This is a genomic window from Leptospira kmetyi serovar Malaysia str. Bejo-Iso9 (assembly GCF_000243735.2).
Taxonomy (GTDB): Bacteria; Spirochaetota; Leptospiria; order Leptospirales; family Leptospiraceae; genus Leptospira; species Leptospira kmetyi.
Window position 1 is genome coordinate 2,886,957 of the sequence record NZ_AHMP02000003.1, and the last position, 12,167, is coordinate 2,899,123.

General features: G+C 45.5%; 10 protein-coding genes. 2 read left to right on the forward strand and 8 right to left on the reverse strand.

Translation table 11 applies throughout. The annotated features are described in order from the left end of the window. Positions 1 to 97: 97 nt before the first annotated feature. The 5 genes from LEP1GSC052_RS15925 to LEP1GSC052_RS15945 form a co-directional block, all read right to left on the reverse strand. Positions 98 to 1,399 carry a sterol desaturase family protein gene (locus LEP1GSC052_RS15925; RefSeq protein WP_010573257.1) on the reverse strand — a complete coding sequence of 434 codons (1,302 nt, stop codon included), beginning with the start codon at positions 1,397 to 1,399 and terminating at the stop codon, positions 98 to 100. Positions 1,400 to 1,613: 214 nt separating this feature from the next. Then, the gene (locus LEP1GSC052_RS15930) at positions 1,614 to 3,128 is read right to left on the reverse strand and encodes an OmpP1/FadL family transporter (protein ID WP_010573256.1); all 1,515 of its coding nucleotides are present in this window, start codon (positions 3,126 to 3,128) and stop codon (positions 1,614 to 1,616) included. Positions 3,129 to 3,302: 174 nt separating this feature from the next. After that, positions 3,303 to 5,183: a chloride channel protein gene (locus LEP1GSC052_RS15935; RefSeq protein ID WP_020986496.1), complete on the reverse strand. Its 1,881-nt coding sequence runs from the start codon at positions 5,181 to 5,183 to the stop codon at positions 3,303 to 3,305. Positions 5,184 to 5,245: 62 nt separating this feature from the next. Next, positions 5,246 to 6,022: a hypothetical protein gene (locus tag LEP1GSC052_RS15940; protein WP_010573255.1), complete on the reverse strand. Its 777-nt coding sequence runs from the start codon at positions 6,020 to 6,022 to the stop codon at positions 5,246 to 5,248. Continuing rightward, positions 6,019 to 6,930, reverse strand: a complete 912-nt coding sequence (locus tag LEP1GSC052_RS15945; protein WP_010573254.1) for a CPBP family intramembrane glutamic endopeptidase — start codon at positions 6,928 to 6,930, stop codon at positions 6,019 to 6,021. Before LEP1GSC052_RS15945 ends, LEP1GSC052_RS15940 begins: the two co-directional genes overlap by 4 nt. Before the next feature lie 62 nt (positions 6,931 to 6,992). On the opposite strand from LEP1GSC052_RS15945, the gene LEP1GSC052_RS15950 reads away from it, so the two are divergent. Continuing rightward, positions 6,993 to 7,913, forward strand: a complete 921-nt coding sequence (locus LEP1GSC052_RS15950) for a LysM peptidoglycan-binding domain-containing M23 family metallopeptidase (protein ID WP_020986699.1) — start codon at positions 6,993 to 6,995, stop codon at positions 7,911 to 7,913. After that, a complete protein-coding gene (locus LEP1GSC052_RS15955) occupies positions 7,906 to 8,985 on the forward strand; it encodes an SMP-30/gluconolactonase/LRE family protein (RefSeq protein ID WP_010573252.1) in 1,080 nt (359 codons plus the stop codon). Before LEP1GSC052_RS15950 ends, LEP1GSC052_RS15955 begins: the two co-directional genes overlap by 8 nt. A gap of 49 nt (positions 8,986 to 9,034) precedes the next feature. Here LEP1GSC052_RS15955 and LEP1GSC052_RS15960 read toward each other — a convergent pair whose 3' ends face one another. From LEP1GSC052_RS15960 to cobA, 3 genes are read right to left on the reverse strand one after another with little or no spacing between them, the layout of a single operon-like run. Next, positions 9,035 to 10,720: an NADPH-dependent assimilatory sulfite reductase hemoprotein subunit gene (locus LEP1GSC052_RS15960; RefSeq protein WP_010573251.1), complete on the reverse strand. Its 1,686-nt coding sequence runs from the start codon at positions 10,718 to 10,720 to the stop codon at positions 9,035 to 9,037. Positions 10,721 to 10,763: 43 nt separating this feature from the next. Continuing rightward, complete coding sequence (locus LEP1GSC052_RS15965; RefSeq protein ID WP_010573250.1) at positions 10,764 to 11,372, reverse strand: precorrin-2 dehydrogenase/sirohydrochlorin ferrochelatase family protein; 609 nt, start codon at positions 11,370 to 11,372, stop codon at positions 10,764 to 10,766. Beyond that, positions 11,369 to 12,166 carry a uroporphyrinogen-III C-methyltransferase gene (gene cobA, locus LEP1GSC052_RS15970; RefSeq protein WP_020986463.1) on the reverse strand — a complete coding sequence of 266 codons (798 nt, stop codon included), beginning with the start codon at positions 12,164 to 12,166 and terminating at the stop codon, positions 11,369 to 11,371. Before cobA ends, LEP1GSC052_RS15965 begins: the two co-directional genes overlap by 4 nt. Position 12,167 lies beyond the last annotated feature (1 nt).

A 12,167-nucleotide genomic window follows, 5' to 3' on the forward strand; every position in this document is an offset into this window, starting at 1 on the left:
ACGGTTTTTCTCCGAGAAACCAGTGTTTCTTCTTCACGAAAAGAAACACCGGTTCCCGAGACGGGTCAACCGTTTTCCCTAAGGATAGAAGGAGGTTTCAGAAAGTACTCTGGGCTTGGGCCTTTTGACCTCGAACCGAAAAGAATCGTTTCTGACTGATTAAAAAACTTCCGAGAACGGTTAAGGAAACGAGCGATCCGATCTGGAGAATTCTCGGCAAAGCGAGAATCCATTCTTCGCTTAACAACATTCTCAGTTTTTCCACCCCGGTAAAATCCATCGGAAATAGGAAAGAAATTGCCGCGATCGAACTCATTCTTACGATTTCGGAAATCATTCCGCTCGTTTTGGTTTCGAAAATCGCGCTGATGTTCCAGAAAGTCCAAAGAACGTAGAATCCGAGGATCAACATTTCGAACAAAGGAAGCTCCTTCTTGAATTCGATGTAGATCATGGAAGCTCCGATTCCCAACGCGAATTGAACCGCCGAATAGGTCATCAAAGTCGCCGGAATATGAGTATTAAACTTTTTGTATGTCTTTTTATCGATTTCGGGAGGTGAGATGAATTCCCCGATATCGGAAGGTTGCCAACCGGGAGGCTTGAACCAAACCAGAAACTTATCCTTCCAGTTTTTGGTTTTCCAAGCCATTTTAAAAAGATCTTCGAAGTGATGAATCTGCGCGTGAACCGGGCTCCAAGTCTGAAGCGGTTTTACGATTCCGAAAATCGGTTCGTCTTCCTCTTCGATATAAGTTCCGAGCATTCTATCCCAAATCGCAAAAGTTCCAGCGTAATTTTTATCGATGTATTTGGGATTGCGGGCGTGATGTACTCTATGTTGAGAAGGCGTGTTGAGTATGTATTCGAGAATTCCCAATTTTCCGATCAATCGCGTATGAATCCAAAATTGATAAGCGAAGTTCACTTGGATACAAAGCACGAACATCAACGGAGAAAATCCGATCACAGCAAGCGGAAGATAAAACGGAAGAGAGAATAAATTCTGAAAAATTCCCTGTCTTAAGGCGACCGTATAATTGTAGTCCTCGCTTTGATGATGCGCGACGTGGGACGCCCAGAACACGTTGATTTCGTGGCCGAGACGATGATACCAGTAGTAGCAAAAATCCGCGAGCACGTAACAAGCGATCCATCCCCAGACGGAAGTATCGGAAATTTTGAACATTCCAAAATTCTTATATACCCACGCGTAAATCGACAAAAGACCGACGGTGACGAACACCGTAAATACCTGCATATAAATTCCCGCCGTCAGATTGCTTACGGAATCCTTAAATCGATATACCGGTTTTTTTACCGCGTATCCGACGATCAGTTCCACAACCAGCAGAACAAAAAATACGGGAGTGATCAACTCGATGAGATTCTTTTCCATAATCGTTCGCTTCCTCTTTCTTCTTCACTCTGAAACCGCAAAGCCGCCGAGATCGAAACGAAATCGGTTTAATTGTACTTGAGTTTCAGCTCAAAGTGAACTCTGTAGCGATCGCTACTGTCAAGAAAAAAGGGAAACGGCCGAAATCGGAGTTCCGACCGTAAGATAACACGTGTTATGGATAGAACTTCTCAAACGACTCGATCGTCGTATTTCAGAAGAAGATGGTCATAGAAACGCCCACCGTCCAGATATATCCGCCGTAAGAATAATTCGGATTTCTTTCCGTAGGATGGTATTTATTCACTTCCATAGCTTTCAACTGGTGGTTTTCGAAAACGATGTCGAAGATCACCGGCTTTCTCAAGCGGTTCATAAATTTAAACGTGGTCGGGCTGAATATATAAGAAAAACCTAAACTATAGATGTTTCGATCCGAATCCATCCAGTTGTTCGCTCCCGGCATCGCGGGCAACGGAGTCGGTCTTGTCGCAAATCCGATTCTCGTTTTTAAGAATTTAAACAGAGAATACTCCGCTCCGATCCGGAAGTTGGTCGTGTCGTGAAGATAAAACGCTTCTGAATATTTTTCCTTGATACGGGACATCTTAAACTGACTCCAGAGTTCCCGGTTCATATCGAAACTGAGAACCAATCGGTCGTTCGGTCGGAACGCAACCCCGTATGAAAAAACTCTCGGATTGAATCCGTCCAGAATCGCGAGATCGAAATCCAATTGAATTCCGAGAAGAGTCGTCTGCGCTCTCGCGGGAACCGGATCGATCTGAGTCACGGTTTCACGTTTGTAAGAAGCACCTAAGCTGAACTTTCCGTAAGAGAATTGAAGACCGTACGTCGGATTGACCAAAGGTTTTACGGTAAGAATCACCTGAGAATTGGCTGAAACGGGATCGGGGGAAATCGGAACGTCCTTCATCAAGATACTTCCGGTTCCACCCGCGGTCGCGGTAAAACCGACCCCGGCAAACAAACGATCCTTCCAAATTTCCAAACCGAGACCGCCCATGATCGTCGGTCTTTCGTTACTGATCCCCTGTTGCAGATAACGTGGAACGGTGGGGTTTTGATCGTTGAGTGTAAGAAGATTTCCACTTCCCGGAACGAGGGCGTTGATTCCGAAACGAAGACCTCTTCCCATATCGAACATATCGTTCAAGTTGAGGGTTAGACCGAGACCTACGAAACTATCTCTAATTTTTGTAATATTCTGATTTCGCGGCGCTGTCGTATGCGAATCCGGATTCGCGTAATGATATTGAAAGCTTACCTCGTGAACGCTTCGTTCGGGTCGATTGGCCGGTTTGTATTTAAAAACTTCCTTTGTGAAACCTTCTTTCGTATCGGCCCAAAAACGTTTGTACCAAGGCCCGACAACGGTGGGTTGTTGATTTGCAGGATCGTTCGGATCCGCCGGTGGAGGCGGAGGAGCCGCGTCCTTATTCTCCGGATTTTCCGCTCCGTTGGTTCTCGCTTCTTTTTCGATCGAAGCAAGAATCAAATCTCCCTCGGAAAGTCTTCCGAGTCCCGCAGGATTATAAAATACCGCCGAAGAATTATTGACGATTGCCGTTACCGCACTTCCCATCCCCGCGGCGGCCGGATGCGCCCCGTAAATGTCCCCGTAACTTCCGGCCTTAATTTCTTTTGCAAAGCCGATCCCGATGAGTAATCCTATCCCGAATGTTCTTTTCAACTTGAGAATTTTCAATTTCGCCCGCCCTCTTCCTCATCCCTCTCCAAGGATGCAAAGATACCTTATGACTTATATCGCTTACTGATATTATTATTAAATATCAGTTATTTTTAAAAAGTTCTGATTATTTTATAGGTCGATACTTAAAAAGTCGAGAAAAAAATTGGAGCGTACGCTACAACCCGTAGGTTATGTTCCGTTTTTCGTAGGGGAAAGGTTTGATTTGACGCTTTTCGGAAACGTATTTTCGAAATAGATTTTCATAAGATCCGCAAATCTAAGATAACCGATAAACCGATTCTGATCCACGATCGCGATTTTATCCAAATCCTGATCTATAAGAATCTTCAATAAACTCGCCAAAGAATCCTCGGGTTTTCCGTAAGGAGCCGAAGTATCGGTAACGTCTCCCACCGTTATGAGATTTCCGGCGACGTTTCTGGATTCAAGCGTATGTCTGGCTTTTCGGAGAGAAAGAATTCCCAGATATTGATCCTCTCGATCCAAGACCACGTAGTCGCTCGCCTGAATTTTTAGGGCCTCTTCCTCCAACGCGGAAAGCAACATATCTTCTCTGGCAACCGCGATCGTTCGAAGTCGATTCTTCCAAGTTTTCACTTGAATCTCCTCCAAAAAATCCCGGTTCATATCCCAGAAATGCGCGGGCGATTGAAATCTGGTTTCCTTTTGCGCCTTATACAAACTCAACTTATGACTGAGCACGAACGTTAAAATCGAAACGACCATCAAAGGAGGTAAGAGCGTATAACTTCCGATCATCTCGCAGATCATTATCATCCCCGCGATCGGCGCGCTCGCAACGCCCGCGTAAAACGCTCCCATTCCCACCAAGATAAAAGAAGCCACGGAAAGTTCGGGATACACGAGCACCTTGGCAAGAGTTCCCACTCCCCCGCCCAACATTCCTCCGATAAAAAGAGAAGGACCGAACATACCCGCGGACCCGCCGGTTCCGATCGTAAACGACGTGGTGAGAATTTTGATTCCCGCTAAGATAAAAAACACGGCGACCAACCAAAGTCCTTTCGTTTGAAACGAAGCGGATAATAAACCTTGGGTTCCCACCGGATCTTTTCCGTCCAAAGCCACTTGAAGAACTCCGGCGCCGGTTCCGATCGTCTCCGGTAAAAAAAGTCCGACGGTTCCGATCAGAACACCACCTAACGCGGGTTTAACGATGGGTGAAATTCTCAACCGAAAGGAAAAATTTTGAACCTTTCTGAAAATCCGAATAAAAACGTCGCCGCATACGAAACAGAGCACGCCCAATCCCAAATAAAAAATCAGATCCGTATATCTGGAAAACTCCGTATCCGCAACTCGATAAACCGTGTTGAATCCGTTGAGAGAACAATAAACCAAATAAGCGGAAACCGACGAGATAATACATGGAATCAAAGAATCACTTTCGATGTCTTCCCGGTAGATCATTTCCACCGAAGTAAGCGCTCCCCCGAGCGGAGCGTGAAAGATCGCGCCCAATCCTCCCGCTGTTCCCGCCAACAAAAGAGTTCGTCGCGCTCTGGCTCCGGCTTTTAAAATCGTGGCAAGCAAGGAACCGAAACCGGCGCCGATTTGCGAAATCGGTCCTTCCTTACCGCCGCTTCCTCCGCTGGCCAACGTAAAAATCGTGGCGATGGATTTGATAAGCGAAACGACAGGATTCATCTTTCCTTCTTGATTATGAAAGGCGTCGATCATCGCATCCGATCCGGTTCCGCCCGACTCGGGTGAAAAACGATTTACGATCCAACCGGTAAGAAGTCCGCCCATGATCGGAAGAAAGAATAAGATCCAAGGACGATATTCGTCCGAGAAAGGAAGTCCCCAATGGATCGCATCGTTCGAATCGATCAAAAATTCTCCCGAAGCGTGAGGAAGCGAAAGGCCCGCGGCCCGATCTAAGAATATATATTCGCAAACGGCAAGAATTCTCGAGAATACGAACGCGCCCAAACCCGAAACGATTCCCGTAAGAATACAATAGAAGTATAAGGACCTTCTTCCACTGATTCGAAAAATCGGTTGTTTCACTGTTTCCGTTTTCATGACCGAGAATCGTCTTCGAGAAACGAGGACGGATTTATTTTTGAAATCTATATTCTAAATTATTAATATTTATAGGTATAAGACAATTCTACGAGACGGTTGTGAGTCGTCGTGTCCTCTATGGCACCCGTCATCCGATACAATCTCGGAATTACCAACGCCGCGATCACGACACCGCCGTATTGCGATTCGAATACGTTTCCGCTCGGTCCTTCCTTATTGAGAAGGTTGTCCACCATACTCTTTTTGGGAAGATTGTTCATCGCAAAGTAATACGCAAGCCCCCCGATCAACAAGTCGGTAAGAATATAAAAGGAAGTTCTCGAGAACGTATCGGAATACGTATACACCGGAGACTTGCGGGAATTATAAAGTACGGAAAACGCTGGTGAAATCAAATTCAATCCCTGAGATACGAGATGCGATTTTTTTTCGAGTTTTTCGATTCGATCGTCCGGAGTCGTTCCGGAAGCGGATCCGATTCCGGTCGCGTCCTTCTTCTGCAATTCGTCCCGAAAGTAATTTCGAAACACCTTTTCCATACCGTTTTTAGGAGCTTCGATCCGCATGATACTTACGTTATCACGCTTTGCGAATTCTCCCAAATAAATATCGAAAGAATATCTGGAATACCAAGGATTCGTATAATGATATTTGAAACCTTTCGTCTTCTTGCTGAACTTGACGGAACCTTCCGCAAACTTGTTCAAAGCCGCGGAGACTTTCATATTATTCTCTTCTATGTTTCCGTCCAATTCGATGACTTCGGAGGCGGATAAAGAATGGAACGTTAGGAGAAACGGAACGAAGATCGTAAGCAGTTTCTGAATGCGGCTCACTGAATTTCTCCTCCTTTGAAATACGCGATCAAGAGCATGATGGAATTGTAACTAACGTGAGCCGAAATGGAATACCAGATATTTCCCGTTCTCAGATAAAAAAGTCCGAAAAACATTCCCACAAAACTCAGGAGAATCGGAACACTTACCGAGGTTTGGCCGCTGTAATGCACCAATCCGAAAACCACCGACGTAAAAAGAAGTCCGGGCATTTCCAAACCTCTTCCTTGAAACTGTTTTAGACAAAAGCCGCGGAAGAAAACCTCTTCCACGATTCCGGTGATCAAACCCACGCTGTAAAGAGACCAGAGCAATAAGGAGCGGTTCCCTTTCATCTCCTTAAAAAGGGCTTCTTGAAATTCGTTCGGTGTTTGTTTTCCGAAAATCTTAGTCAGGAAAAAACCGAAAACGATCACGAACAAAAACACCAAGGCTCCGAGCCCGACGCCCGTGAACATCGTCTTTAAATCAAACGGATCGCTGAGATTGGCGTATTCCGCCTTGAAGAACTTCACCAAAATAAAATAAGCGGGAAGAATAAAACAAAGGGCCCAGATCAATCGATCCACGATTAGAAGCCAAGGTTTTTCCTTTACCATCACCTCGATATAACGCTGATAGATCTGCTTCGTATCGGATTGAATTTCCTTCTGAAATTTCTCCGTTGTTTCCTTGTAAATCTGCGCTCTCGTATCTCCGTCCAAATACGGAAAATCGCTCGGCAGTTCCTTAGAAATCAAAACCGTAAGAACGATCGAAGTGGCGATTAAGGGAAGAAGAATATAAGTTCCCAGTATCAAAACCAGAAGCTGTTGAAACGCGATCAAGATCGGTTCGAACGGCTTCTTTTGCGGATTACCGGTATTTTCTAAGGATTCCATCGGATCGTGAGTCTCGGTTACAAGCATTTCTGTCTCTTTTTTTGCGTCATTGTTTTTTTAGAATCGGCCGATTCTACACGTATAAGACCATGAAACGTTCTCTCAAGTATCCAATCGGAATGTTCGCCGTTCTTTTCTCGGTTCTTTTTTTTAAAAGTCCGATCGATTCCCGGCAAAAAACGGAACTTCTGAAAAACTTAGATTACAACAACCAATCCGTAAAACGTCTCCGAGAGGATGTGAAGAACAATTTGAAAGTATCCGTTTCCAATTTGGAAAGATCGGAACTCACATCTCTCGAATTCTATCGTTACGTGGTCAAAAAAGAGGACAACTTCTTCAAGATCATGGCCCGGACCGGAATGGACATCGACACGATCTCCTCGGTCAACAGCCTTTCTTCTCCCTATGATATTTATCCGGGAATGGAACTTCTGATTCCGAACATGCGCGGAATTTACGATTCGGATGAAAGGGAGAATTCTCCATCCGTTCAGAAAAAACTTTCCAAGAAATACAATCTTGCGGAGAAATTTATTTCCTTCGACGAAAGCAAAGGTTTCTGGTTTATTCCCGGCAAAGGACTTCCGAAAGAGGAACGTTCCTTTTTTTACGGAATGGCTTTTTATCGACCCTTAGGCGAAGAAGGAATCATTTCGTCTCGATTCGGAAAAAGAAAAGATCCTTTTACGCGAAAGGAAACGTTTCACGGCGGATTGGATATCGCCGCGGACGAAGGAACTCCGGTTTACGCTTCCGCCGACGGAGAAGTTTCCTTTTCGGATAAGAAGGGCGGATATGGAAACCTAATCATTCTCGGTCATAGACTCGGCTATGAAACTTTATACGGACATCTGAGTTCTATCTCTGTGCGCCCCGGTGAAAAAGTCCGCAAGGGTCAGAAGATCGGAGAAGTCGGTCAAACCGGAAGAGCCACCGGAAATCATTTGCACTTCGAGGTCCGAAGATTCAATCAGAGACAAAGACCGGTCTTTAAAGATCATGCTTAAAAAAATCTCGCTCTTTATTTTAGTATTCGTTTCGATTTCGGCGATCTTCCTCGGCTTTTTATTTCTGCGCTCCGGCAAAAACACGGAAGAATATTTGGCCGATTCTCCCTTTGATCCGGGTAAGAATAATTTTCTCTTGGAATCCGAATGGATTCATAAGGAAAGTCTAAATCAACCCTACGGAATCGCGGTCGATACTTCCGGTCACGTTTATACAGGAACCGCGGATCATAAAATTATAAGAATCAGAACCAACGAAAAAGTCGAAACGTTCGCAACCGTCGAAGGAAGACCCTTGGGAATGATTTTCGATTCATCCGGAAATCTTTTGGTTTGTGTGGAGGAAGTGGGAATCGTAGAAATCCGTAAGGACGGTTCTCAAAAAATTCTCGTTTCGAAACTTCCCGACGGAACTCCATTACGTTTTCCTCATGCGATCGACGTCACGAAAAACGGAAGGATCTTTTTCACAGTTTCCAGCAGATCGCATTCTCTCAAGAATTCCTTTTTGGAGGAACTTTCCTCCTCTCCCGAAGGAATGATTCTCATATTCGATAAGAGTCTCAGTTCATTAGAAATTTTGAATGAAGATTTGTTTTACCCGACCGGCCTCGCGCTTTCGTCCAACGAACAATTCCTTCTCGTTTCCGAGCCGTTCCGTCACCGAGTTTCTTCGGTTCCTTTGTTCGGTCCTAAAAAGGGCGTTGAAAAATTCTTTCTTACCAACATTCCGGGTATTCCCGCTTTGATTTCGGGAAAGGGCGGTTCTTTCTGGGTCGGAATTCCGTATCATAGAAACGAAATTTTGGACAAAGTTCAGGAATATCCGGAGATCAAAAATCTTCTCACCGGTTTGCCGGAGCTTCTTTTTGCAAAAAACACTCCGAGAGGTTTGGTCTTTGGGTTGAACGATTTCGGAGATATTACCGCGAACTATCAGGATTTTTCGGGTTCTTCGATCGGCGGGATCACCGCCGCTTTGAATCACGGCGGGAATATTTACTTAGTTTCTTCGACCAAAGGAAAGATCGCAAAGATGAAACCAATAGTCGAAGAAATTCAATTTTTCTAATATTAGAAGAATTGAAGGCGCGTCCCGTCGGGATCGCGCCGCAAATTCCTTACATAGATCCTAACGCTTCTCTGAATCTTTCGAGCGGGAATCTGTTTACGAAATCTCCGAATTTTTCACCCGGATTTCCTTCGTTTTTCCAGAGAACGAAAGCCTTCTCGAGTTGGTTCGGAATTTCGGCGAACGGAACTTTTTTAGCCACGTAATCTCCTACTTTGGTTCCTTCCGAATCCGCTCCGAAAAAGATGGAATACTTTCCGCCGGCCATCTGACCTACGATTCCGACTTCCGCGGAATACGGTCTCGCACATCCGTTCGGACATCCGGTCATACGAATCACGGGAGCCCTTTCGCTCAATCCGAGTTTGTCTAAAACTTTTTGAACTCCGTTTAGAAGTTCCGGAAAGGATCTTTCGGATTCCGTCAAAGCCAACGCACAAGTCGGAAGCGCGGGACAAGCGAGCGCGCGGTCAAAAAGAGGAGAAGGGCTTTCCCAAGCTACATTCAATTCTTTGAATCTGTTTTCGATCTTTTCGCGATCGGACTTTTGAATTCCGATCAGAATCAAATCCTGATCCGCGGTTACTTGAACGTTAAGTTTATAGACTCCGATGATTTCTCTCAGAGCGGATTTCAACGGTTTTCCGGGAAAGTCTTTGATTCTTCCCGCAAGCGTGTGGAAACCGAGAGACAGAGTTCCGTCCTCTCTTTCATGCCATCCTAAATAAGAAGGAGTTTCCCAGCTCGGTAAAGGTTTGTTCGTATCGAGTTTTACGTTGGAACGAGATTCCACTTCGGTTCTAAACCATTCCACACCTTTTTCAGCGAGAACGTATTTCAAACGAGCGTGTTTACGATTGGTTCTATCTCCGAAGTCTCTGTGAGCGGTTACGATCGCTTCCGCAACGGGGATCAATGCGCTTTCAGGAATCCAACCGAGCAAACTCGCCGCACGTGCGAACGTCTCCGGTTTGTTGTGAGTCATTCCGAAACCGCCGCCCGCAAACACGAAATATCCGTCGATCTTACTTCCGTCCGCCGAAAGAGTCGCCGCAAAACCCATGTCGTTTGCGTAAAGATCCACGGTGTTGTTTCCCGCAAGAGTCACCGCGATTTTGAACTTTCTCGGAAGATACGTTTTTCCGTAAATCGGATCCTCTTCGTCCTTGTTGAGTTGTTTATCGCCTAACCATACTTCGGCGTAAGCGTTCGTCTTATACTTAAAATGATCGGATAAAACCTGAGAAACTCCGTCGAGAAGTTGAAGTTCTTTTTTTCCGAGAGGGTTCACCGCCTGAGTCACGTTACGCACAACGTCGCCGCAGGCTCCCATGCTCGAAAGATTCACTTCGTGAATCGCCTTCATCACATCGCGTAGATGAAAGATTCTTAATGTATGAAGCTGAACGGATTGTCTTGTGGTTAAACGGATCGCTCCGCCTCCGAACTTGTCTCCCAAAGCGTCCCAAACCAAGTATTGTTCCGCGGTAAGCCTTCCTCCGGGAATTCTGCCTCGAATCATAAAACTCGTAGGAGCCTCGATATCGTTTCCGTTTTCGTCCTTTTTACGATCTCTATCCTTTTGCTGATAAAGCCCGTGAAACTTCAGAAGTTGTTTTTCGTCCTCTTCGTAGGAATCGATGTTCTGATCGATACCCTCGGCGATTTTTCCTCGGAGGTTCTTTGAGTTCAGTTTTATTTCTTCGACGGGCGATAATTCTTTTGTTTCTGACATGGCCTGGATCTTTTCCTTTTTCAGTTTATGATTTCGTTATATTCTAAATTCTTTTTAAATCGTTCGGAACTTTGAAGTAGTCCTCTTTGAGGGTTTGCAAAAGGTCTTTGAGAACCTTTCTTCTTTTTTCGGAATCGGGGAGAATCGACTTCAATTCTTTTCTGATCCGCATCAGTTCCTGAAGCTCGTCCTCGTGTTCGTCCGGGATCAATTCTTCCAATGTCGTTTTAACGATTCCGGAAAGTCCCGCAAAACTTCCTTCCGTGGAAATCGCGACTCGAATCGGACCTCGATCCAAAACGGCCGCGGAATAAAAATCGCAGTTGGAAGGATCGTCCGCGCAGTTGATCCATATTTTCCAGGAATGCGCGTAATCGCTGAGTCTTCGATTCAGATCCGAATCGTTGGTCGCGGAAAAAACGAGGGCTCTTCCTTGAAGATCGGAAAATTCCACGGATCTGTATTCGACTTTGATCTCGGGATGTTTTTCCAATATGCGAGCGACTTGGCCGCAAACTTCCAACGAAATCAAAGTGATCTTGGCGCCGGACTCGATCAGATGCGGCAATTTTTCAAGAGCGACCTTCCCGCCGCCGATCAACAGAATATTCTTATTTTCTAAATTTAAAAAGGCGGGGTATTTGCGACTCATTCTTCCCCTCCCCGAATTTCAAAGGAGGCTTGCGCGAACCGCGTTTTTTCCAAAAATCGAACCACTTGTCCGATATAGATGATCCCGGGACCCTTCGTCTTTTTTTCAAAGTAAGAATTCGCCGCTTCCCGCAACGTGCAGGTTTGAACATTACAAGTTTCTAATGAAGCATTTTCAACAAGAGCGACGGGAAGGTCGGCCGGGCTTCCGTTTTTTAAAAGGAGATCCGCGATCTTCGGAAGGGAAGAGGTTCCCATAAAAAGTGCTATCGTTCCCTTAAATTTCGCAAACCATTCCCAATCGGTCGCTTCGTTCAAAACGGTGTGGCCGTCCATAATCAGAACCTGGCGTGATAGTCCTCTATGAGTCAAAGGAAATCCCGCAAAGGAAGAACCGGCGTTCAAGGAGCTGACTCCCGGAACGATCTCGTATTCTATATTATGATTGATTAATGCGATTAATTCTTCCCCGCCTCTTCCGAAGACGAAAGGATCTCCGCCTTTCAGACGAACCACATTCTTCCCTTGAAGAGCGTAGGAAAGAAGAAGCTCGTTGATCTCTTCCTGAGTCGCGGAATGCGCGCCCGATCTTTTTCCCACGTAGTGAACGATCGCGTCCTTCGGAAAAATCTCCAGAAAGGAAGGATCCAGAAGGGCGTCGTATAAAATAACTTCCGCTTTGGTAAGAATTCGATAAGCGCGCAAAGTGAGATCTTCCGGATTTCCCGGGCCCGCTCCGACAAGATATACTTTACCGGTGCGACGAAGATCCGCGTTTGCGTCGGCGTTTAACATC